Genomic DNA, 22,805 nt, shown 5'->3' on the forward strand with positions numbered 1-22,805 from the left:
CGGCGTGTTTCGCCGGCTTTTCATGTCTTTACATGAGCGCGCTGGCGGCGCCTCGTGCCGGGTCTGCCGCCGCCGCCGCCGCCGCAACCGCGCCCGCGACTGTTCCAGCTACTGTGCCCACCTCTGTGCCCGCGCCTGCGTCGGTAAAAGACAAGCGCGTTGCTTCCGACAGCGCGGGCTTGCTGATCGACTTTCCCGCAATCGTCGAGCGTTATGGGCCGGCTGTCGTGAACATCCGCGCGGCGATAGCCGACAAAACGCCGGCGGGCGCGGTGCCTGCGCCGGCCTCGGGACCACGCGCCGAAGCCATCGACGGCAACGATCCCATCTTCGCTTTCTTCAGGCAGACGGTGCCGCAATCGCAAGACGGCCAGGACAGTTCGCCGCGCGCGATGTCCGGCGTCGGCTCGGGGTTTATCGTGAGCCCGAACGGTCTCATTCTGACCACGGCGCACGTCGTCGATCAATCGGATGACCTCACGGTGCGCCTGACCGACCGCCGCGAATTCAAGGCAACAGTCGTGGCCATCGACGCGCAAACCGACGTCGCCGTGATCCAGATCGACGCGACAAAACTGCCGACCGTCAAGCTCGGCGATTCGGCACGTGTGCGCATCGGCGAGCAAGTGCTGACGATCGGTTCGCCGGACAGTTATCAGAACACCGTGACGGCGGGCATCGTCAGCGCGACCTCGCGCACGCTCGCCGACGGCACCGCATTTCCATTCTTCCAGACGGACGTATCGCTGAACCCAGACAACTCGGGAGGCCCGGTGTTCAATCGCGCAGGCGAGGTGGTCGGCATCGACGTGCAGGTGTATGCGGGTGGTGATCGCATGGAGAGCCTGACGTTCGCCATTCCGATTGACATGGCGAACAAGCTGCGCGCGCAATTGAGAAGCCCGCGAGGACAGCAAGACCAGCAAAGCGTGATTGGCAATGCACGCAGCAATCTCGGCGTCCAGACGCAGGACATCGACACGAAGCTGGCGGGCGCATTCGGCTTGCCGCGCGCGGCAGGCGCACTGGTGATTTCCGTCGAGCCGAACAGCCCCGCGGCGGCGAGCAGGCTGAAATCCGGGGACGTGATCGTGCAACTCGCGGGCAAGCCGATCGACCGCGCCGCCGATCTCGCCGAACAGGACGCGGCGCTACAGCCCGGAACGAAAGTCCCGCTGAAGCTGATCCGCAATCATGTGCAACTGACGGTGATGGTGAACCCCGGCGTGTCCGCGCAAAACGCACGGGCGAAGGCGGGCGCTGACACGGGCTCAGGCGGAGGTTCAAGCGCGGGCTCAAGCGCGGGTTCAAGCGCGGGTTCTGATGCAGGCTCAGTTGGCGCGCTCGATCGCCTCGGCCTGACGATGCATCCGCTGACCGATGACGAGCGACACACCACGGGTCTTGCCGAAGGCCTCATGGTCGATGATGTATCGGGGTCGGCAGGCCCTGCCGGCATCAAGCCGGGCGATGTCGTGTTGTCGCTCAACGGCACGCTGGTCGCGTCGCAGGATGAACTGGCGTCGCTCGCGGCGAAGGCAGGCAAGAAGGCGGCGCTCCTGATCCAGCGCGACCACGCGCGCAGCTTCGTCACCGTGGACCTGAAGTAAGACTCAAGCACGGTATCGACGCCGGGCAATGGAAGCCGAATACTTATCCATCCTTTTCACTGATCCAAATCAATGGAGATATATCAGGCTCAACTGCCATGTAATAAAAATTTCTCGAATAAAGGTTATAAGCGGCGAGTCCGGCAAAAGCCGCACTGACATATAAATGCAATATTCAGATATGAACGAGGCCGTGTTTCCGCGCCATGAATTAGTCTGTTAAATCTGTGGAGAAAGTGCACGGTAGTGCTGAAAGTCCTTTTCCATAAAGGCTTTGTGGACTTTCGGCCGACCGCGCAAGCACTCCGCAATGTCCCGGATATGCATACGTAATAAGCAGACAAAACAAAAACATACTTCGCATATTGCAATTAGAAATGGTGCGGTTATGATGACGTCTCTGTCGGTATTTACCGATGGAGGTTTGAAAGGTAAAGGAAATATTTGCCATAATTCGTTGTTTGGCGGTAATTAATACACCCGGCGCGGACACATACACATTAAATAGAGGAGACGAAATGCTGAGTCCTCATGAATTCGCCACGCTAATGCTCATCAAGGACGCGCCGGATCAGATCGAACTGGGCCGCGCCGAGCTGGACACGCTGCTGGAGCGTCAGCTCATCTCACTGGAACGCCTCGCGGCAGGTCATTCACGTCCTCTGGTCACAAGCCAGGGCGCTTCCATTCTCAAGGCCGTCGCGCGTAGGCGCTAGGACATTGCGGCTCTCACCGCTGCGGCACGCGGCGAGCGCGCCGAAGAAAAATCAGGCGAAGCAGCTTTTGTTGGTCTTGAATGTGTAGTGCCCCTGGCTGTAACGATCTCCGAAGTATTTGCGACGCATGCTGCCCAGCAGGCCTCCTTGCGCTTCGGTTCCATCCATCATCGCCATTCGCTTCGCGACATCCGGTCGAAGGCTTCGTGCGGTGAATGAATTCTGAGGAATTTCAACAATGGCTTTAGTGAGTCCCGAGCAATTCGCCGTGTCCCAGAAAGCAGCTCTCGACGCGTTTTTCGGATTGACCGGCAAGGTCTTCGAAGGCGTCGAAAAGCTGGTTGCGCTGAACCTTCAGGTCGTCAGGTCCACGCTGGCGGAGTCGCAGGAAAACCTGGCGAAGTCGCCCGGCACGATGGACCCTCAGGAGTGGTTCGTGCCGCAGGCCGCTTTCACCACGGCTTTCGCCGAGAAATCGCTGTCATACAGCCGTCAGTTGTTCGACATCGCCTCGACCACGCAGGCGGAGGTCGCACAACTCGCGCAGACTCAGTACGAGCGGTATAACGCGCGTGTGCAGGAATTCATCGACGAAGCGGCGAGAAGTGCGCCTGCCGGCTCCGAAGCGGCGATCGCCGCGTGGAAGTCCGCGATCAGCGCCACCACCACGCTGTGCGAATCGTTGCAGAAGACGGGTCAGCAGGCCGTGCAGATGGCCGGGACCAATCTCGAAGCCGTCACGGCCTCGGCGTCGCAAGCCTCCAAACGCGGTGCGGCCGGATCGGCTGCCGTCGCCGCGGGCGCGAAGCAATAAGACGGACGCGGGCAGCGATGCCCGCGCTATCTGCTGCAATGGTTATAGGTAGGATTCCTTTATTTGTTGCCGAAGGCGGCGCGGCGCCAGATCGGGCGCGCCGCCGATGTTTGCGAGGACGATTCGATGGCAAAGCAGATCGCGGTAGTGACGGGTGGCATGGGTGGACTGGGCGAGGCGATCAGCATCAAGTTGCATGACGCCGGTTATGCGGTCGTGGTCACCTGTTCGCCCGGCAACACCGGCGCGAACGAGTGGCTCGCGCGCATGGAAGCCGAGGGACGACAGTTTCGCGCGTATGCGGTCGACGTCGCCGACTACGACTCGTGCGAACACTGCATGGGCCAGATCAAAGCGGAAGTCGGGCCGGTCGACATCCTGATCAATAACGCCGGCATCACGCGCGACGCCAGCTTCAAAAAACTGGACAAGGTCAATTGGGACGCCGTGATCCGGACCAACCTCGATTCGGTGTTCAACATGACGAAGCCGGCATGCGACGGCATGGTCGAGCGCGGCTTTGGCCGCATCATTAACGTGTCGTCGATCATCGGCTGCAAGGGCGGCTTCGGCCAGACCAACTATGCGGCGGCCAAGGCCGGCATGCATGGTTTCACGAAATCGCTGGCACTCGAAGTGGCCAAAAAAGGCGTCACTGTCAACACGATCTCGCCCGGCTACATCGCGACGAAGATGGTGATGGCGGTGCCGGAGGACATCCGCGAGACGAAGATCATTCCGCAGATTCCGGTCGGCCGGCTCGGACGGCCCGACGAAGTGGCCGCGCTCGTGCTCTACCTATGCTCGCGCGAGGCGGGTTTCGTGACCGGCGCGAACATCGCGATCAACGGAGGGCAGCACCTGCAGTGAGCGTGCAGTGAGCCGAGGAGTTTCAGCCATGGAGGTTCCCATGATCGAAGCAGTGGCAATCGTCGCAGGTTCGTTCGTGCTGGTGACGGCAACAGCGTTCGTCGCCGCTCACTATCGCCAGGAGCAAATGCGCAGAAAGATGCTCCGGCGGCTGATCGCGTCGCTATCTTGAGCGGCTGCGCTCGTTGGCCAGCAATCGCGCAAGCGGCTCGGGCAGGCCCTGGTTCGGCTTGACCGGCGGACGAGCGAAACTGCCTTTCGTCGCCTTGCGGGGGCTGAGCCGGATCAGCCCCTCAAGCTGCGTGATCGCGCTCGACACACCATCCACAACCGGCACCGGCAATTCGCCGCGGATCTCGCGAGCGAGCCCCGCGAGCGGAGCGCCGGCGATAATCACGACGTCGGCGCCGTCTTCGTCGACCACCTGGTTGCACAGTGTCTTCAGTCTTGCCGCGTAATCCTGTTGCACGCTGCCGATATCGCGCAACGGTTCATCGAGCGCGCGGATGCTGGCGAGCCGGCTCGCCAGATGACTGCGTTCGACCGTCTCGCGATACCACGCCTTGATTCGCGGCGAGATGGCGATGATCGAGAAGCGCTGCCCGAGCGTCGCGGCGCTCACGAGGGAGGACTCGGTCAGCCCGACCGCCGGCACGTCGAGCAGTTCCTTGATGCCTTGCAGGCCCGGATCGCCGAACGCCGCGACCACGACGCCATCGTAGGTGCCGTGGCGTTCGGCCGCCACGCACGCGCTCGCGTAGCCGCCGACCAGCGCCTCGAAGCGGGTCTCGATGTAGGCCACGCCGAACGGCGCGGTCGCGACCTCGATCTCGGTGCCGGGCGAAGCGCTGCGCTGCGCCTCGGCCTGAATCAGCGTCGACACGCTCTCGGAGATATTGGGGTTGATCACCAGGATTTTCATGCTGCGCTCCGATCTCAAAGGTCGACGTACTGCGGTTTGCCGGCGGCGAGAAAGCGGCCCCGGCCTTGTTCCGGTTCGAGATAGCGGCCGCCCTCGACCAGCAGTTCGCCGCGCGACAGACAATGCTTCGGCCAGCCCTGAAGAATGCGGCCCTCGTACGGCGTGTAATCGACGTTGTGGTGCAGCGCCTGGTTGGCGATCGTGACGTGCGCGAGCGGATCCCACAGCACGATGTCGGCGTCGGCGCCGACGGCGATCGTGCCTTTGCGCGGATAAAGGCCGTACAGCTTCGCGGGATTCAGCGACGTCAGTTCGACGAACTTGTGCAGTGACAGCTTGCCGCGGCTCACGCCATCGAACAGCAGCGCGAGCCGGGTCTCGATGCCGGGAATGCCGTTCGGAATGTGCTCGAACGAAACCTCCTGGCCGCCGGGCTTCTTGCCCTGCGGATCGTCGTAGGAGAAGGGCGCGTGGTCGGACGAGAACACGCTGAATACACCACGCTTGAGCGCGCTCCAGACGGCCTTCTGGCTCGACGAGTCGCGCGGCGGCGGACTGCAAACGCATTGGGCGCCGTGGTATCCGTCCTCATGGCCGAGATCTTCGGCGGTCAGATACAGATATTGCGGGCAGGTCTCGGCATAGATGTTCAGGCCGCGCTGCTGCGCCCATTCGATCTGCTCGATCGCGTCCTGACCCGACACATGAACGATCAGGATCGGCACGTCGACGAGTTCGGAGAAGGCAATCGCACGGTGCGTCGCCTCCCGCTCGACCACCGCGGGGCGAGATACCGCGTGATACTTCGGCGCATGCTTGCCGGCTTCGGTGAGCTTGTCGGTCAGCCACGCGATGCAGTCGGAATTCTCGGCATGCACCATGACGAGTGCCTGATTGCGGCGCGCGACATCCATCACCTCCAGAATTTCGCGGTCGCTGAGCTTGAGATCGTCGTAAGTCATGTAGATCTTGAACGACGTATAGCCGGCCGCGATCAGTTCCGGCAACTCGCGCTCCAGCACCTCGGGCGTCGGATCGGAGACGATCAGGTGGAACGCGTAGTCGGTGACGGCGCGGCCGTCGGCGCGGCGGTGATAGTCGTCCACCGCGGCCTTGAGCGACTGCCCCTTGGCCTGCGCGGCAAACGGGATCACGGTTGTGGTGCCGCCGCACACGGCGGCGCGCGTGCCGCTCAGGAAGTCATCCGCCATCTTCAGCCCATCAGGCATGGGCTGATCGAGATGGCAGTGAGCGTCGATGCCGCCGGGCAACGCCAGCAGGCCGGTGGCGTCGATCTCGCGCCGGCCTTGGTCCAGATCGCGGCCCAGCGCGACGACGATGCCGTCCTTCACGCCAATATCGCAGTTAAAGCGCTCGGACGCGGTGACCACGTCGGCGTTACGGATTACCAGGTCGTACAGGGTTGTCATGGCCGCTCTCTTATACAACGTCGGAAAACAGCCGGCCCCAACCCGCGAGCCGGGTCGTGTCGTAGCCGGCGAGCTTCAGCGACTTCCACACTACGGTCGAGATCGTGTCGTAGAGCGGGATGCCGTGCTGCTGCTCCACTTCCGGGGCCAGATGCGCGGCGCGCAGATTGGTGCAGAACGTGACGATCGCTTCCGGGCGCTGCATGGCGACTTCGCGGATCTGGGCGCGCAGCGTGTCTTCGGTGACTTCGGAAAACTCGAAGTTCACCTTCAGGCCGAGGTGGTTTTCGCACGCGCAGTCGATCCCGCTGTCGCGATAGTTGGCGACGATTTTCTGCTGAACCTCCTTGAGGTAAGGACTGACCAGAGCGAATTTCTTCACGCCGGTCTTTTCCAGAATCTCGTTGAGTGCCAGCACCGACGTGGTGGCGGGAATCCCGGTCGCCTCCTCGATCTCGCGGCACAGACGGCGGTCGGTGTCGAAGCCGAGCCAACCGGACGAGGTGCCATTCCATGCGATCACATCGACGTTGGCGTCGGCCAGCAGCCTCGCGGCCTGAATAATGTGGCTTGTGTCGAACTGGCCGAGCGCCGTCTCGGAGAGCGAGATTTCCGTGACCTTGAAGCGCGAGAAATGGGCACTGACGCCGGGCAACTGCGCCTCCATCGCGCTCGTGATGGGTTCGAGCGCGGTGTTGGACGAAGGAGTCAGCATGCCGAGCAGAAAGCGTTTGCTCATGATGAATTCAGCAATGAGTTGTTAAGGGTGAAAAACGCGGGGAGACGTGCCCGGCTCAGACCGGCAGTTTGCGTTCGTAGTCGATAAGCGTCGAACAGATGAAGAGTCCCACGCCCGCCGCCGCGAAAAACATCAGCGCGAGAAAGTAGGAGCCAGTGGTCTGCACGATCAGGCCGACGATGATCGGCACGAGAATCCCGCCGATATTGCCGCCGAGGTTCATCAGACCGCCGAGAAAGCCGATCTTGTTGCGCGTGCCGAGGATGGACGGCAGGCACCAGTACAGACCGCACCAGCGCAGGAAGAACAGGGTGGAGGCGAGCAGCACCACGACCGCCACTGCATTACCGACATAGGCCACGGAGAAGATCGACACGGTGGCCGCCACGGCGGCGATGCCGAACAGTGTGCGCATCACGCGGTTCGGCGAGCCGCCGGCCGCCTTCCACTTGTCGGCAATCCATCCGCCGACCAGCTCGCCGACGAAACCGCTGAAGAAGATCGCGAAGCTCGCGCCGCCCATCTGCTGGATGTTGAAGCCGTGGACCTTGTTCAGATAGTTCGGCATCCAGGTGAGCAAGCCGTAGAACACCGAGTTGAAACACATCCAGCCGAAGAACATGCCCCACACCGAGCGGTAGCGGAAAAAATCCAGGCTGCGTCCGCTCGCATCAACCGGCTCGCTGCGGTGTTCCTCTTCCAGGGCGGCTTCGAGATACTCCGCTTCTGCGTCGTTGACGGCCGGATGCTCGCGCGGATTGTTACGGATGTAGTACCAGGCAACAAGCCGGCAAGCATGGTGCCGACACCGGCTACCACGAACGAGGTGCGCCACGATCCGAACTCGCTGATCAGACCCGAGATGATCACCGCGCCGAGTGCCGCGCCCAAGGGCGCGCCGCCATCGAGCAGCGTGGCGCCGCGGCCGCGTTCGTGCCGGGTCATCCACATGGCGTTGAGCTTGCCGCCCGCCGGATAGATCGGTGCTTCGGCCAGACCCAGTCCGAGACGGGTGAGAATCAGCGCAGTCGCCGTCGAGCAGGCAGCGGCGATGCCCTGGAAGAAGCCCCAGAACAACGTGGCGCACGCGATCACGATGCGCGGCTTGAAGCGGTCGGCCAGCATGCCCCCTGGAATCTGCATGAACGCGTAGGTCCAGAAGAACGAGCTGAGAATCAGTCCCTGCACGGCCGGGGCAATATGGAATTCCTTTGCGATCAGCGGCATGGCCACGGACAGCGAAGCCCGGTCCACATAGTTGATCGAAATCAGCATCAACATGATCAGAAAGATTTTCCAGCGTACGCCGGTCCTGACCTCGGCCTGCACGGCCGCATTTACGGTTCGCATCGTTGTCTCCTCCGTTCGCCGGATCATGGCTTCGGGTTTCATGTCTGTGACCGGGACCGCTCCCGGCCTCGGTGCGCTGTCTGCGCGAAAGCAGTATATGATGCCTAATTATGAATTACAAGCGCCGTAGAGTGATGATTTTGCAGCGTTTTTATTTTTATGGATCATCGCAAAATTCTGTACGACAATTAAGCAAAGATTGAAGAGGCAACAGGGAAGCAGAGGCACATGGACATGAAGTCAATACCGGCTGAGGCACGCAAGCGCATCAGCCTGCGCGGCACGGGTATGTATGCGGCAATCGCGGAGCGGTTGCGCGAGATGATTCTCGAAGGTGAATTGGCGCCCGGCGAACATATCGACGAGAAAGCGTTGTGCGAACAGTTCGACATTTCCCGAACGCCGCTACGCGAGGCGCTCAAGACGCTGGTGACGGAGGGCCATGTGACTCACCGCCAGCACATGGGCTTTCAGGTCGCGCCGATCGACCAGGACGAGATTGCTTCCATCTTCGAGGTGCTGCATGGGCTCGAGGAAACCGCCGGCCGGCTGGCCGTGCAGCGTATCGACGACAAGCAGATGAAGGTATTGCTGGAGCGCCATCGCACCATGGAGACCTATCACCGCGAGGGCAAGCGCACGGCCTACTACCGAGCGAACCAGAAGGTGCATCAGCAGATCGTCGATGTCGCCGGGAATCCCGTGCTCTCCGATCTGTACGCATCGTTGATGAGCAAGATCCACCGCGCGCGCGGTGCGGCCAATGCCGACGTGCTGCGCTGGGCCGAGTCTCTCGGCGAACACAGCGACATACTGAGCGCGCTCTCCAGACGCGACGGCGCGAGCCTCGCGCGCTTGCTGCGGGAACATTCCGAGCACACGGCCGCGGAAGTGATGAAAGTGCTGAAGGCCGCGAGCGGCGCTTAGCGCGGGCCGGCGAACGTGCGCCGGCTGGTGCGTCGCCCGGAGTGGGACGACGCGCCTCACGCCTCCGACACGCCGACCTCGTCAGCCGCTCAGAATGTTTCCCAATCGACCGCGGTAGCCGGCGCGTCAATGCTTGTTTGCTCGCGTGCTGTCGACATCACCGGCTTGACGGGCGCTTGCAATACCGGCTTTGCGCGGGACAAAGTTCCGGCGGCGGGCGCTACCTTTTTTGTCGGAACCGGCGTCGCGCGTGCTTTCGCCGTTGTCGGTCTTTGGGCCTGCATCGCGGGCGGTGCTCCTGCCACGGAGAACATCGAAACGGCCGCTTTCAGATTGCCGGCCTGTTCCTCAAGCGACTGAGCCGCAGCGGCGGCTTCCTCGACCAACGCGGCGTTTTGCTGCGTGACTTCGTCCATCTGGACGACGGCGCGATTCACCTGCTCGATACCCGTGCTTTGCTCTTCGGACGCCGCCGCAATCTGGTTGACGAGGGTCGAGACGTCCCTGATCGACTGCTTGACTTCGCCCATCGTCGCGCCGACTTCATTGGCACGTTTAGCGCCATCGGCAACCTTGTGCACAGACTCTTCGATCAACTCCTTGATTTCCTTCGCGGCGGACGACGAGCGCTGCGCCAGCGTGCGAACCTCGCCTGCAACCACCGCGAAGCCGCGCCCCTGATCGCCCGCGCGCGCTGCTTCCACCGCCGCGTTCAACGCCAGAATGTTGGTCTGAAACGCGATGCCTTCGATGAGCGTTGTGATTTCCGAGATCTTCGCCGAGCCGTCGCTGATGTCGCCGATCGCCGCCACCATCCCCTGAACGGCATCATGGCCCTTGCCGACGACCTGGCTCGCGCGTTCCGCAAGCTCATTGGCGTGACGCGCGCTGTCGGCGTTATGGCGAACCGTGTGAGTCAGCTCCGTCATGCTGGATGCGGTCTCTTCAAGCGACGCCGCCTGCTCTTCGGTGCGCGCCGACAGGTCGATATGTCCCGCGGCGATTTCGCTGGTGGCCCTTTTGATCGAATCAGCCGACAGCACGATATCGTTGACGGTTTGTGCAAGATCGCCCCGCATCGAACTCAGTGAAAACAGCAAGCTGGATGTGTCGTCGCTCCTGGTTTGCACCGGGGTCAGAAGATCGCCCGTCGCGATGCGGCTGCATACATCCTTCGCATAATCGGGATCGCCGCCAAGGTTGCGCAGAACCTGACGGATGATGAACGCCATGAACGTGGTTAGCAGCGCGCCGATCACGATAACCGCCCCCAGCGAACGGATGAGCGTTGCGCGGAAGGCGTCGTCGATATCGTCCAGGTACGCGCCGGTATAGACGTGCCAGTCCCAGCCGGGAAGCACGTTCGACACGGTCATTTTTCGCTCCGGGACAGTCTGGCCGGGCTTGGGCCACTTGTAGTAGGACACGTGCGTGCCGTCGGTGTCGGACTTCACGATGTTGACGATAATGCGATTTCCGTCAACGTCGGCAAGCTCGCTCACGTTGGTATTTTCGAGCGACGGTTTCGTCGGCAGCAGCAGTTGCACGATATTGGACGAGACGATCGAAACATATCCGCTCGCGCCGTACCTGAAATCTCGCAGGGCAGCAATCGCCGCGCGTTTAGCTTCGTCGTCAGTCAGTTTTCCCGCAGCTGCCGCGTGTTGAAAGTGCTCCGCGATGCTCATTGCGGCCTGGTCCTGCTCCGCAAGCGCTTGCTGACGCGCGCTCAGCATTCCCTGACGTTCCGTCCACGCATTCAAAGCGGCGAGAAGCGTAAGAGCGATCCAGACGAACGCCACGGTCAGCCACAGCTTGCGGCTCATCGAAATTTTTCCCATCATTACCTGTTGATTTCCAAACGGATGTAAGTCGACGGGCAAGGACGGCCCGCCGAGATAGGGAACTTATCGGCCGCGTTGGCGGAATCTGAAGTGCGCGCTTACAACTTTGTTTTTATGCGCTAAAAAGGGACGTTACAGTCCAGCGCGAATCCCCTTCAAGAGTCTTCGCAAGCGTCGAGTCTAGATCAAGGCATCGCAGACGATCACGCTGGGCGTGCAGAAGCGAGTGCAGATCAATCGCTGAAGGAGTGCCATGAGTGATATGAAGCCGATGATCGACATGCGCGATGTCTCGAAGTGGTACGGCGCGGTGCAGGTCCTGGAGAGCTGCACGCTGTCGATTGCGAAGGGCGATGTGGTCGTCGTATGCGGGCCTTCGGGGTCAGGCAAGTCGGCGCTGATCAAGACCATCAATGCGCTTGAACCCATCCAGAAAGGCGATATCCATATCGATGGCACGCACGTCAATTCGCCACGGACGAACCTGCCGAAGTTGCGCGGCCGCGTCGGTATGGTCTTTCAGCATTTCGAACTGTTCCCGCATCTGAGCGTCACCGACAATCTCACGCTCGCTCACTAGCCTTCAGCCGACAAGAGTTCAGCCGACAAGAGCTGCCAGCCTGTACCCACTAGTCAGAAGTCTTTTCGCGCACCGCGTTGTGCAGGTGAAGCTTCATGAAGTCGGCGGCGGCTTCCCGCTGTCCGGACAGGAGCAAGTCGATCAACGTCACGTGCTCCCGGCAGCGGCGCTCCGCCTGATCCCGGTCGACTGCATTGCGGTATTCCATCAGCCTGCGTAACCGGTCCAGCCGACGCAATCCATCGAGAATAAACACGTTGCCGGAGCACGAAGCGATGGTCTCGTGCAAACGGCTGTTCGCGTCGAACAGGGCCGCCGGCGATGCAGTCCTCGCGCCGCCGTTCGCAAGCACGTCCTGTTCGGTGCGGCAACGTAGCAACGCTTCGCGGTCGAGCTGGAAGGTCGGCTCAAGAATCCCGGCCGCTTCGATCAGCAGGCGATACCGGTATCCCTGGCGATAGGTCTCGGAAGAGGTCAGAACCGACTGGAATTGCCAGCCATGTCCGGGCCGGCGTTCGATCCACCCTTCCTGCACCATGCGCCGCAATACCGCGTTGAGTTGAGCGCGTGTCATGCCGTACCGCCGCATCAATTCGTTCTCCGTGACGCGGTCTTCCAGTCTGCCCTCAAGCCGGTCTTCAGCAATGGCCAGATAGGTCTGCTCTGTTTCGCCGGCGATCTCCGCGCCGGTTGCTTCGGCCTCGGGGACGGGCTCGACACCTTCCGCGACTGCATAACCTCCGTCCGGATGCGCTGCGACGACAGCCTGGGCGGCCAGACGCTTCAGCGCCTCGCGCACCGGCGAGCGCGAGACGTTGAACCGCTCGGCGAGCGTGCGCTCCGGCAATCGGGTACCCGGAGCAATACCGGACTGGGTGATGTGCTGATGGATATTCGACGCGAGCACGTCGGGAAGGGCGCGGGCCATAACAATTCGATCGATGGAGCTTGAGGGCGATCGTACCACAATCCCTTCATGGACTTTCATGGCGCTATAAAACCATCATCATCTGATGGCTGTGCGCCATGCAGGCCGGCTGCATCGCCGTTTTATCGGTGATTTGAGACAGACATCTGAGGTCCATCACTGAATAGTCGTTTACCCTTGATGGACTTTTGAAACCACAAAAAGCCATTTACATGGTTTATCGCAAGCATAAAATACCAACTCACCCAGCATTCCCCCGAAGGAGTCTCATGTATCGCAGGAACCTTCTCGGTGCGAGCCTTGCAGCAGTGGGCGGCCTCGCGTTGTCGTGCGCGTCGGGTGCCGTCGCGGGCACGCTCGGCAGTTCGCCGGTTGCCGGTCCACTGGATAGCCCGAGCGCCCCGAACGCCGCGCTGCCCCCCGGAAGCTGCGATTGTCACGTCCACATTTTCGACGCCGAGCGTTATCCCTTCGCGGCCCAGCGCTCGTACACGCCGGGCCGCGCACGGGTATCCGACCTGCTCGAGTTCGAAGGGCGCCTTGGATTCGACCGGGTAGTGGTGGTGCAACCGAGCGTCTATGGCACCGATAACGCCGCCATGCTGGCTGCCCTGCGGGAACTTGGAACGGCTCGGGCGCGAGGCGTCGCCGTCATCGACCCGCGAAACGTCAGTGAATCCGGGCTGCGCGCGATGCACGAGCAGGGCGTTCGCGGCGTGCGTCTCAATCTCGAAGTGAAGGGGCAGCGCGACCACGCGGTGGCCCTCGCGCAACTCGAGCGCGCGGCGCAAAAAGTCGCGCCGCTCGGCTGGTCGATTCAGATTTACGCGGACGTCGATGTCGTCGCCGCGCTCTCGCCCACGATTGCCGCGCTGCCGGTCCACGTCGTGCTCGACCACTTCGCGGGCTTGCGGACCGCCAGACAACCCGAGCAGAAAGAGGCGTTCGAAACGGTGCTTGCGCTCGCGAAGGGCGGCAACGTCTACATCAAACTCTCGGCGCCTTATCGTGCATCGCGTGAGGCGCCCGATTTCAGCGACATCGCCCTGTTCGCCCAGCAACTGATTCAAGCCCGCCCGGATCGCATGCTGTGGGCGTCGGACTGGCCGCACACGGGCAGCGCGAGCCACCGCGACGGCGACCTGACTCGCGTCGAACCTTTTCGCAAGGAAGACGCCGGCCGCGCGCTCAATAACGTGCTCGCGTGGGCCGAAACGTCCGCCATTCGCCAGCAGATTCTGATCGACAACCCCGCCCGACTTTATGGCTTCGCCGCTCAGGTGAGCTGAACCCATCCCAGACTATCGAGGAATTTTTCATGTTTCGCACAGTGAACCCCGCCACCGAAGAGGTCGTGGCAACCTTCAACCCGGATACGCCCGAGCGCGTCGAGCAGGCGCTTGCGAACGCGCAGTCGGCGCAACGCGCTTGGGCCAGGCAGCCGCTGAGCGTTCGCACGGCGGCGCTCGCGCGCATCGGCGAAGTGCTGCAACGTCGCAAGGCCGAACTTGCCGCGCTGATCACGCTGGAAATGGGCAAGCCCATCGCCGAAGCGCAAGCCGAGGTCGAGAAGTGCGCGTGGACCTGCCGCTTCTATGCGCAAAACGCGGGCCAGTATCTCGGGGACGAAACGGTATCGAGCAACGCGACCGAAAGCTATGTTGCCTACGATCCGCTCGGCGTCGTGCTGGCCATCATGCCGTGGAACTACCCGCTGTGGCAGTTCATCCGTTTCGCCGCACCCGCGCTGTGCGCCGGCAACGGCGCGATCCTGAAGCACGCCGGCAATGTGCCGCAATGCGCGCTCAGCATCAACTCCGTCTTTGCCGAAGCCGAAGTGCCCGACGGTCTCGTCGCGTCGTTGCTCATCGAGCCGGCAAACGTTGCGGCGCTGATCGACGATCCGCGCATTGCCGCGATCACGCTGACCGGTTCGACCGCTGTCGGCAAGCTGGTCGCCGCGCAGGCCGGCCGCGCCATGAAGAAGCAGGTGCTCGAACTGGGCGGCTCGGACCCGTTCATCGTGCTGGCGGACGCGGATATCGAAGCCGCGGCGAAGGCCGCCGTCAAGGCGCGGTTTTCGAACACGGGCCAGAGCTGCATTTCATCCAAGCGCTTTATCGTCGATGAAAAAGTCGCGGACCGCTTCGTCGATCTCTTCTGCGAAGGCGTGGCGAAGCTGAAGGTCGGCGACCCGACGCAGCGCGACACGACGATCGGCCCGATGGCGCGCGGCAATCTGCGCGACGAACTGCATCGCCAGGTCGAGCGCACGGTCGAGGCCGGCGCGGTTCTCAAGACGGGCGGCCAACCTGTTGCGGGTGCAGGCTTTTTCTATGCGCCGACCGTGCTGGACCGCGTCGCGCCCGACATGGCGGCCGCCGTGGAGGAAACCTTCGGCCCGGTCGCGGCGGTCCTGCGCGTGGCCAGCACCGAAGAAGCGATCGCACTCGCGAACGCGACCGAATTCGGTCTCGGCGCAGCACTGTGGACGAGCGATCTGCCGCGCGCCAAGGCGCTCGTGCGTGAGGTCGAAGCCGGCGCGGTGTTCGTGAACGGCCTCGTCGCATCGGACGCGCGTCTGCCGTTCGGCGGCATCAAGCAATCGGGTTATGGCCGCGAACTGGGCGCAGCCGGCATCCGCGAATTCACCAACGTCAAGACCGTGTGGATCGGCCCTGTCGCCTGATTCGACGTCAACGTCTGCCGCAACTGGAAACCATCATGACGATCAAGACTCCTTCGGGCGCTGCCCTTCTGAAACCGGACCTGCTTCCCGCCTATGACCGCGGAGGCGGCGCCAGCACCACGCCGCTCGTCGGCAAGTCGACTGGTTCGGACAGCTTCATAACCGGCTACACCTCGTTTGCGCCGCGCGTGAAGATTCCGTTTCACAGCCACAACTGTCAGGAAAGCGTGGTGCTCGTGGAAGGCCATGCGATTCTCGACATCGACGGCCTCGAATATGAACTGAAGCCGCTCGACACGACGTTCATTCCGCCGAACGTGCCGCATCGTTTTCGCAACCTGTCGGACACCGAACCGATGAAGATTCTCTGGATCTACGCGCGCCAGGACGCAACGCGCACGCTCGCCGAAAATGGCGAGACGCGACCCGTGTCGGCTGAACACCAGACCCCTTCGAATTGAACTGAGCAAATCATCATGCGTATCCTCGTTTGTCCCGGCGACGGCATTGGCCCTGAAATCATCGCCGCATCCATCGACGTTCTTGGCAAGGCCGGCCAGCTGTTCGACCTTGGCCTGCACTACGACTACGAAGACATTGGCTTCGCGAGCCTGGAGAAGCACGGCACGACGCTGCGTCCCGAAGTGCTGGAGAAGGCGCCCACTTACGACGGCCTGATTCTCGGCACGGTATCGCACGCCGATTATCCGCCGCCCGACAAGGGCGGCCGCAACGTCTCCGCGGCATTCCGTTGCGACCTCGACCTGTACGCCAACGTGCGTCCGTCGCGCACACGTTCGTTCCTGACTTCGAACATGCGCGAAGGCAAGAGCATGGACCTCGTGATCATGCGCGAGGCCACGGAGGGCTTTTATCCGGACCGCAACATGGCGCTCGGCTGGGGTGAAATGATGCCCTCGAAGGACATGGCGCTTTCGGTGCGCAAGATCACGCGCCATTGCAGCGAGCGCATCGCGCGCCGTGCTTTCGAACTCGCCATGAAGCGCAGGAAGAAAGTGACGGCCATTCACAAGTCGAACAGCTTCCACATGACGGACGGCCTGTTCCTCGAATGCGTACGCAACGTCGCGAAAGATTTCCCGGAAGTCGAACTGAATGATCTTCTCGTCGATGCCTCGACTGCGCACATCGTTCGCAATCCGGAGAAGTTCGACGTGCTCGTGGCGACCAACTTTTATGGCGACATCATCAGCGATCTCGCTGCGGAGCTGTCGGGCAGTCTGGGTCTCGGCGGCTCGGTGATGGCCGGCGACACGCTCTGCTGCGCGCAGGCACAGCATGGCTCCGCTCCCGACATCCAGAATCAGGACAAGGCGAACCCGACCTCGATGATCCTCTCGGTGAGCATGCTCATGCGCTGGATCGGCGAGCATCGCGAGAAGCCGAACTTCGTGGCGGCGGCCGACGCAATCGATGCCGCCGTGGATAGCGTGCTCGCCAATGCGCAGACCCGCACGGCGGACCTCGGAGGCTCGATGGGCTGCAAGGCATTCGGCCTGAAGGTGGCCGAGTCGGTTCGACAGGCGTGAAGGGATCGTTCCAGTTGAGAGCGATCTTCGCTGGAACGGCAAAAAAACAAAGCAGGGGACACTCGATGATGGTCGTGATTCCGATGGCTATTCACGTTCGTTCTCCTGACTACACTCGCGGCGCACGGAATGCCAGGGCGAATCGCCTCACGCAGGGCATGGCCGTGGGTGTCGTGTGTGTCGTGTGTGACGTTCCGGCGTCGCGCCGATAAGTCAGTCCATCAAGAGGCATCATCGAAGGATTCAACATGCATTCCGAATCACTGGAAATGGGCGCGCAAACTGTGCAGTGCCCCGACAAAGCGGCGATCCGGCAACGGGCGCTGCGAAAGAATGCCTGGCGCCTGCTGCCGCTGCTGACGCTCGCCTTCGTCTTCAACTACATCGACCGGACCAGTGTGGGTTTTGCCGCATTGACGATGAACAAGGACATCGGACTCACGCCGGCGCAGTTCGGCTGGGGCGCGGGCATTCTCTTCGCGGGCTATTGCTTTTGCGAGATTCCGAGCAATCTTGCGCTCTACAAGTACGGCGCCCGCCGCTGGCTCGCGCGCATCATGATCACGTGGGGCCTCGCCTCCGCGGCAACCGCGCTCGTGCAGGGCCCGACGAGCTTCTACGCGCTGCGTCTTCTGCTCGGTGTCGCGGAAGCGGGCTTCTTTCCCGGCGTGACTTTCTTCCTCGCCTGCTGGTTTCCGGCGCAGTATCGCGTGCGGGTTCTTGCCATCTTCACACTCGGCGTTCCGCTTTCGTCGATTCTGAGCGGCCCGATGTCCGCGCTGCTCCTTCAGCTCAATGGCGCGGCGGGACTGCATGGCTGGCAATGGATGTTTATCGCCCAAGGGCTTCCCGCGGTCCTGATCGGTTTCGCGGTGTTGGCGCTGCTTCGGGACAAACCCGAAGAGGCCTACTGGCTCACTCACGAAGAACGTTCGGAACTCGTCCAGATGCTCGCGGACGAGCCGCGCCAGGGACCGAAGAAGGCGCTGTTTTCGGCGCTGAAAGACGGGCGCGTGCTGCTTCTCGCCGCGATCCAGTTCGGCTTTGTACTGGGTTCGTATGGCGTCGGCATCTGGTTGCCGCTGATTCTCAAGGCACATGGATACAGCCTCATCCACGTTGGATTGCTCTCGACGATCCCGTACATCGCGTCAGTGGTCGGCATGCTGGTGTGGGCACGAGTGGTCGACCGGCGCGGCCGGCGCGTACTCCACCTCGTGGCGACGTGCGTGACCGGCGGTGTCGGGCTTGCACTGTCCGCCATGTCTCACGGTATCGTGGTTGAACTTGCCGGATTGACGCTCGCGGTGGTGGCCGTAAGCTCGGCGCGGGCCATTTTCTGGACCATTCCGACGCGATTCCTGACGGGCGTCGCAGCCGCCGGCGGTCTGGCGTTCATCAATTCGATCGGCACCTTGGGCGGCTTTGCCGGTCCTTATCTGGTCGGGGTGCTCAAGCAGGCAACCGGTACTTTTTCGGCCGGCATCTGGGCGATGGCGGCCATGCTCCTGCTATCCGCCGTGCTCGCGTCCACCCTTGCGGTTTATATGCGCAAGGACTGACCCGAGGCTTGGACATTGCCGACTCGCGTCGACACGTCAAGCTCATCTCATGCTCGTCAATACGGAGATCACATGGTCTTTGAAATGGCCAACATCGACATTCTGCCCGGACACGCGGCGGATTTCGAAGCGGGGGGGCGTATAGCGCCAGGTTGGATCTCGCATAACCTAAAAGAATGCCTGTAGGAAAATAAAGCTCATTGACGGTGCATTTCGTCGATTCAATACTGATGCCGGCGTATGAGCAACCGAGGCCCGAAGTGCAGGCAACGACAGAACTGAGCGACTGCGGGTCTGTACAACGCTCGACCCGGATCGAAGCGCTAACGTCGGCCGTTCGACATCGTAAAAGCGGGAGAAAAGAAATGCGTATCGGGTTCGTCGGAACCGGCGTCATCACGAAAGCTATTGTGGTCGGCCTCGTGCGCTCCAATCTGCGGTTCGAGCACATAGCGTTGTCGCCACGAAATGCGGCAATTGCAGCGGAACTGGCGGCACTCGATGCGCGGGTCAAGGTATGCACCTCCAATCAGGAAGTACTCGACACTTCAAATGTGATCTGCATTGCTGTTATTCCACAGATTGTCGAAGATGTTTTGCGGGAACTCCGTTTCAACGCGGAGCATCACGTGATCACGTTTGTTCCCGGGACGTCAATTGACAAACTGCATCGGATTGTTTTTCCCGCAGCCAGAGTGGCTCGCGCGATCCCTTTGCCTGCCGTCGCGGATCGCAGAGGAAGCACCGCGATATATCCACCGGACGATATCGCCCGGTCCATTTTTTCCGCGCTCGGAGAGGCGGTCGAAGTCACAAGCGAGTACCAGTTCGACGCGCTGCATGCCGTTACCGCGACCATGGCCACTTTTTATGCCGTATTGGAATCTCAAGCTGCGTGGCTGACGAAACAGGGACTATCGTACGATGCGGCTCGCGCGTTTCTATCGGAATATTGCGTCGGGTTGGCGCATGAAACGACACGGACGTCTCAGTCATTCACCGAGATGATCAATGGCCTGATGACGCCAGGCGGCCTGAATGAACAACTTCATGCCGAGCTTTCCTCTGCCCGTGCCTACGACCACTACGGTAACGCACTTGACCGGATATTCGCTCGCGTCCAAGGAAGCACATAAGCGCTGCGCGTATGCGGTTCGACCTTGAGAGCGAATGGCTAGCGCGATTGGCAACCGCAAGTCCAGCAACTCGCGTCCGTGAGGTCAGCAGCAGCGGATCGGCGCGAGGAAGCGCCGGACGGAGTCGTCTTCTATCACAAGGAGCAGCAAGTGAAGGGATACTGGATTGTTTTAGGCACGGACATCACCGACCCGGACGCGCAGGCAACATACGGAAAGCTTTGGGCTCCTATAGCCGAGCAGTACGGTGCCAGGTTGAGATCGGTGGACCTGGCGGGCGTCCTCGTCGAAGCCAATGCGATCGGGCGAGTGTCGGTCGTCGAGTTTCCGTCTTTGGAACGGGCCAAAGCATGCTATGCGGACCCGTCGTACCAGGAAGCGAAGCAGTATGCGCTAAAGGCTTCCCGGCGAGAGGTCCTTATTTTCGAGGGCGAACTCGCTTAGGAATTTCAGTCGAGTGTTTGGGCTTCATCGCTCATGCGAGCACCTGGCCAGCGCTGGTTGTCTTGAACCGACAACCACGGTTGACCACGGCTCCTCGCATGTTGTGATGGCCAGGGCCCGAGGATCACAACCCAATCGTGCCTGGCATCAGGACATTCCTCATCGCCTCTTCTTCGATCGATCAATCCAGCGGCACGGTGAGACGGTCGATCACCTCGGCCGTCTGCGGGCGCACGCCGCGCCACCATGCAAAGGCTTCGGCGGCCTGCTCGACCAGCATGCCGACGCCATCGGCGACACCTCGCACGCCTGCGTTGCGCGCAAGCCGCAAGAAAGGCGTGAGCCGTTTGCCGTACGCCAGTTCGTAGGCGGTGCCCGTGGGACTGAACACGCCGGGCGGGACGGGCGGCAGTTCGCCTGTCAGGCTTGCCGAGGTCGCATTGACCACGAGGTCGAAGCGGCCCATTGCCGCGAGATCGCCATAGCGGCACGCCCGCAGCGCCGCGACGCGCGAGCCGGCTTGGGCCGCCAGCGCCTCGCCTTTCGACACATCCCGGTTGGCGATGATCAGTTCGGCCGGACCGGCGGCGAGAAACGGCAGCAGCGCGCCACGCGCCGCGCCGCCCGCACCGAGCATCAACACGCGTTTGCCGGCGAGCGGAACGCCGAGATTGACTTCGATGTCACGCAACAAACCGATGCCGTCGAAATTCTCCGCGAGAATCCGGCCGTTCTCGAACTTGAGCGCATTGGCCGCGCCCGCCAGCGCCGCGCGTTCGCTGCGCTCGTCGGCGATGGCGAAGGCCTTCAGCTTGAAGGGCGCGGTGACGTTCATGCCCTTGCCGCCGCCAGCGGCGAACTGGTGCACGACCTTCGCAAAAGCGTCGTCGGGTTCGAGCGGACCTTCGATCGCGACGTAGGACATCGCCTGGTGCGTCCCTTCGGCAAACAGGCCGTGGATCAACGGAGACTTCGTGTGTCCAATCGGATTGCCGATCACTGCGTACTGGTCAGTCATGGTCTCTCACTTCGAGAAAAGAACGCCTTCGGTTTGCATCGCGTCGATCTCGGCGGTCGAGAAACCGAGCGATCGCGCTACTTCCGAGTTGTGTTGCCCGAGGTCGGGCGCGACATCGCGAAGGGTCGTGTCGCAATCGGAAAAGCGAAACGGCAGATTGGCCAGACGCAGCGTCCCGTACCGGGGATGCTGCTGCTCGACCACCATGCCGCGCGCCTGGATCTGCGGATCGTCGAGCACTTCGTCGATGCGCTGCACCTTGGCGCAAGGCACATCGATGCTGTCCAGCAGGCCGAGCACCTGCGCGACGGGCCGCGCGGCGACCCACGGCTGCACGACGGACAAAATCTCCAGGCGATGCGTATTGCGGCCCACGCTGTCGTGAAAGCGCATATCGCCGCCGAATCCGGTAGGGCCGCCATGCGTTTCGATCAGCGCGGCGAGGCGCTTCCATGCGTCGTCCACTTGCGCCGCGATCACGAGGTCGCCGTCCGCAGCGCGAAACACGCCGTAGAGCGTGGAAGTCGGCATATCGTGGCCTGTCTGCTCCGGCAGCACGCCGCGCAGCGTGTAGCACTGCACGGCGTACTCGTGCATCGAGACGAGCGTGTCGTACAGCGCCATGTCGATGTGCTGGCCGCGTCCGCTCTTCACCCGTCCGAGCAGCGCGGCGTTGATCGCCGCCACCGCGTGAATGCCCGTGTACATGTCGCCGAGCGAAATGCGCAAGAGCGGCGGCGGCTCGCCCGGCGTGCCGACCATCTGCATGATGCCGCTCTTCGCTTCCGCGATCAGGCCGAAACCCGCGCGATGCGCATCGGGGCCCGTGTGCCCGTAGGCCGAGATCGAGCAGTAGACAAGGCCCGGATTGCGCGCGGACAACTCGGCGTAGCCCAGCCCGAGCTTGTCCAGCGCGCCGGGGCGGTAGTTCTCGACGAACACATCCGCCGAGTCGCACAGACGCTGCATGAAATCCTTGCCGCGCGCGTCTTTCATGTTGACGCTGACACCGCGCTTGCCCATGTTCAGTTGCAGGAAATAGCCGCTTTGCCGGTCGTCGAGCACCGTCGCGTGCTGGCGCCCCGCGTCGCCGCTGCCCGGACGCTCCACCTTAATGACTTCGGCGCCGAGCGCCGCAAGGCAGCGGCCCACGTAGGGACCGGCGAGGAAGTGGCTATAGTCGATAACGCGAATGCCTTCGAGGGGACGAGCCTGCATCAGAGTGCTCCCGGCCGGCGCGGCACCATCAGGCGATGCTCGCCGCGTTGAACTACCTCGTCATCCTGATTGATCAGTTCCGACGGCAGCACGACGATGCCCCAACCGGGACGGCTGTTGCTGGGCCGCATGGCGCCCACGCGAAACTTCACGTGCAGGACGTCGTTGACCTTGATGGGCAGCAGGAAATCCCACGTCCATCCGAGCGACATGCCGGGCAGGAAGCGATAGTCGCTCTGGGTCTTGAGGCCGTCGGCAACCGAGAGCCCGAACAGTCCATGCGCGACGAGGCAGCCGAAGTGGCTCGCATTGGCATAAGCCTCGTCCAGGTGGACAGGCGTATGGTCGCCCGTGAGATCGGCGTAGGCGAGGATGCGTTCCTTCGTCACGGTGTAGCTCGGGCTCACGCTCTCGTCGCCTTCGCGGGCGTCGTCCCAGTACTTGTCGATGGTGGTCAT

At 62.2% G+C, this 22,805-nt stretch carries 22 protein-coding genes and 2 pseudogenes; 14 read left to right on the forward strand and 10 right to left on the reverse strand.

Annotated features, from left to right (window positions below):
* The first annotated feature begins 32 nt into the window (after window positions 1-32).
* Window positions 33-1,610 carry a trypsin-like peptidase domain-containing protein gene (locus tag VOM14_RS23565; RefSeq protein WP_327631164.1) on the forward strand — a complete coding sequence of 526 codons (1,578 nt, stop codon included), beginning with the start codon at window positions 33-35 and terminating at the stop codon, window positions 1,608-1,610.
* A gap of 518 nt (window positions 1,611-2,128) precedes the next feature.
* Entirely contained in the window at window positions 2,129-2,326 is a 198-nt protein-coding gene (locus VOM14_RS23570) for a hypothetical protein (protein WP_327631165.1), read from the forward strand.
* 51 nt (window positions 2,327-2,377) lie between these two features.
* Here VOM14_RS23570 and VOM14_RS23575 read toward each other — a convergent pair whose 3' ends face one another.
* Window positions 2,378-2,503 (reverse strand): hypothetical protein, encoded by a 126-nt coding sequence (locus VOM14_RS23575; protein WP_327631166.1) that lies wholly within the window; start codon window positions 2,501-2,503, stop codon window positions 2,378-2,380.
* 61 nt (window positions 2,504-2,564) lie between these two features.
* On the opposite strand from VOM14_RS23575, the gene phaP reads away from it, so the two are divergent.
* From phaP to VOM14_RS23590, 3 genes are all read left to right on the forward strand, one after another.
* Window positions 2,565-3,140, forward strand: coding sequence for a TIGR01841 family phasin (phaP, locus tag VOM14_RS23580; RefSeq protein ID WP_327631167.1), 576 nt, complete (start codon window positions 2,565-2,567; stop codon window positions 3,138-3,140).
* Window positions 3,141-3,266: 126 nt separating this feature from the next.
* The gene (gene phbB / locus VOM14_RS23585; RefSeq protein ID WP_327631168.1) at window positions 3,267-4,010 is read left to right on the forward strand and encodes an acetoacetyl-CoA reductase; all 744 of its coding nucleotides are present in this window, start codon (window positions 3,267-3,269) and stop codon (window positions 4,008-4,010) included.
* A 40-nt stretch (window positions 4,011-4,050) separates the two neighbouring features.
* Window positions 4,051-4,182: a hypothetical protein gene (locus tag VOM14_RS23590; protein WP_327631169.1), complete on the forward strand. Its 132-nt coding sequence runs from the start codon at window positions 4,051-4,053 to the stop codon at window positions 4,180-4,182.
* Here the strand turns inward: VOM14_RS23590 and VOM14_RS23595 are convergent.
* From VOM14_RS23595 to VOM14_RS23610, 4 genes and pseudogenes are all read right to left on the reverse strand, one after another.
* The gene (locus VOM14_RS23595) at window positions 4,174-4,932 is read right to left on the reverse strand and encodes an aspartate/glutamate racemase family protein (RefSeq protein ID WP_327631170.1); all 759 of its coding nucleotides are present in this window, start codon (window positions 4,930-4,932) and stop codon (window positions 4,174-4,176) included. The genes VOM14_RS23590 and VOM14_RS23595 overlap by 9 nt on opposite strands.
* A gap of 14 nt (window positions 4,933-4,946) precedes the next feature.
* The gene (gene hydA, locus VOM14_RS23600; protein ID WP_327631171.1) at window positions 4,947-6,362 is read right to left on the reverse strand and encodes a dihydropyrimidinase; all 1,416 of its coding nucleotides are present in this window, start codon (window positions 6,360-6,362) and stop codon (window positions 4,947-4,949) included.
* A gap of 10 nt (window positions 6,363-6,372) precedes the next feature.
* Window positions 6,373-7,101, reverse strand: a complete 729-nt coding sequence (locus VOM14_RS23605; RefSeq protein WP_327631172.1) for a maleate cis-trans isomerase family protein — start codon at window positions 7,099-7,101, stop codon at window positions 6,373-6,375.
* A gap of 55 nt (window positions 7,102-7,156) precedes the next feature.
* Window positions 7,157-8,493, reverse strand: a pseudogene (locus VOM14_RS23610) (MFS transporter).
* Between the two features lie 186 nt (window positions 8,494-8,679).
* Here VOM14_RS23610 and VOM14_RS23615 point away from each other — a divergent pair.
* The gene (locus VOM14_RS23615; RefSeq protein WP_327631173.1) at window positions 8,680-9,378 is read left to right on the forward strand and encodes a GntR family transcriptional regulator; all 699 of its coding nucleotides are present in this window, start codon (window positions 8,680-8,682) and stop codon (window positions 9,376-9,378) included.
* Between the two features lie 89 nt (window positions 9,379-9,467).
* Here VOM14_RS23615 and VOM14_RS23620 read toward each other — a convergent pair whose 3' ends face one another.
* A complete protein-coding gene (locus VOM14_RS23620) occupies window positions 9,468-11,204 on the reverse strand; it encodes a methyl-accepting chemotaxis protein (protein WP_327631174.1) in 1,737 nt (578 codons plus the stop codon).
* A 289-nt stretch (window positions 11,205-11,493) separates the two neighbouring features.
* Here VOM14_RS23620 and VOM14_RS23625 point away from each other — a divergent pair.
* A pseudogene (locus VOM14_RS23625) lies at window positions 11,494-11,796 on the forward strand (ATP-binding cassette domain-containing protein); the annotation flags it as partial.
* Between the two features lie 55 nt (window positions 11,797-11,851).
* Here the strand turns inward: VOM14_RS23625 and VOM14_RS23630 are convergent.
* Window positions 11,852-12,730, reverse strand: a complete 879-nt coding sequence (locus VOM14_RS23630) for a GntR family transcriptional regulator (protein ID WP_327631175.1) — start codon at window positions 12,728-12,730, stop codon at window positions 11,852-11,854.
* Between the two features lie 269 nt (window positions 12,731-12,999).
* On the opposite strand from VOM14_RS23630, the gene VOM14_RS23635 reads away from it, so the two are divergent.
* From VOM14_RS23635 to VOM14_RS23665, 7 genes are all read left to right on the forward strand, one after another.
* Window positions 13,000-14,019 carry an amidohydrolase family protein gene (locus VOM14_RS23635; RefSeq protein WP_327631176.1) on the forward strand — a complete coding sequence of 340 codons (1,020 nt, stop codon included), beginning with the start codon at window positions 13,000-13,002 and terminating at the stop codon, window positions 14,017-14,019.
* Between the two features lie 29 nt (window positions 14,020-14,048).
* The gene (locus VOM14_RS23640) at window positions 14,049-15,419 is read left to right on the forward strand and encodes an NAD-dependent succinate-semialdehyde dehydrogenase (RefSeq protein WP_327631177.1); all 1,371 of its coding nucleotides are present in this window, start codon (window positions 14,049-14,051) and stop codon (window positions 15,417-15,419) included.
* 35 nt (window positions 15,420-15,454) lie between these two features.
* Window positions 15,455-15,880, forward strand: coding sequence for a cupin domain-containing protein (locus VOM14_RS23645; RefSeq protein WP_327631178.1), 426 nt, complete (start codon window positions 15,455-15,457; stop codon window positions 15,878-15,880).
* Window positions 15,881-15,895: 15 nt separating this feature from the next.
* Window positions 15,896-16,969, forward strand: coding sequence for an isocitrate/isopropylmalate dehydrogenase family protein (locus VOM14_RS23650; protein WP_327631179.1), 1,074 nt, complete (start codon window positions 15,896-15,898; stop codon window positions 16,967-16,969).
* 248 nt (window positions 16,970-17,217) lie between these two features.
* Window positions 17,218-18,531, forward strand: coding sequence for an MFS transporter (locus VOM14_RS23655; RefSeq protein WP_327631180.1), 1,314 nt, complete (start codon window positions 17,218-17,220; stop codon window positions 18,529-18,531).
* Between the two features lie 365 nt (window positions 18,532-18,896).
* Window positions 18,897-19,667: a pyrroline-5-carboxylate reductase gene (locus tag VOM14_RS23660; protein WP_327631181.1), complete on the forward strand. Its 771-nt coding sequence runs from the start codon at window positions 18,897-18,899 to the stop codon at window positions 19,665-19,667.
* Between the two features lie 78 nt (window positions 19,668-19,745).
* Entirely contained in the window at window positions 19,746-20,111 is a 366-nt protein-coding gene (locus VOM14_RS23665; protein WP_327631182.1) for a DUF1330 domain-containing protein, read from the forward strand.
* 181 nt (window positions 20,112-20,292) lie between these two features.
* Here VOM14_RS23665 and aroE read toward each other — a convergent pair whose 3' ends face one another.
* Genes aroE through VOM14_RS23680 form a run of 3 tightly spaced genes read right to left on the reverse strand, consistent with a single transcriptional unit; the run spans window position 20,293 to window position 22,805 of the window.
* On the reverse strand, window positions 20,293-21,129 hold the full coding sequence (aroE, locus tag VOM14_RS23670; RefSeq protein WP_327631183.1) for a shikimate dehydrogenase: 837 nt from the start codon (window positions 21,127-21,129) through the stop codon (window positions 20,293-20,295).
* 6 nt (window positions 21,130-21,135) lie between these two features.
* Window positions 21,136-22,347 (reverse strand): CaiB/BaiF CoA transferase family protein, encoded by a 1,212-nt coding sequence (locus VOM14_RS23675; RefSeq protein ID WP_327631184.1) that lies wholly within the window; start codon window positions 22,345-22,347, stop codon window positions 21,136-21,138.
* Window positions 22,347-22,805 carry a MaoC family dehydratase gene (locus tag VOM14_RS23680; protein ID WP_327631185.1) on the reverse strand — a complete coding sequence of 153 codons (459 nt, stop codon included), beginning with the start codon at window positions 22,803-22,805 and terminating at the stop codon, window positions 22,347-22,349. The genes VOM14_RS23675 and VOM14_RS23680 overlap by 1 nt, the downstream gene beginning before the upstream one ends.

This window comes from Paraburkholderia sp. MPAMCS5 (assembly GCF_036016995.1).
GTDB lineage: Bacteria > Pseudomonadota > Gammaproteobacteria > Burkholderiales > Burkholderiaceae > Paraburkholderia.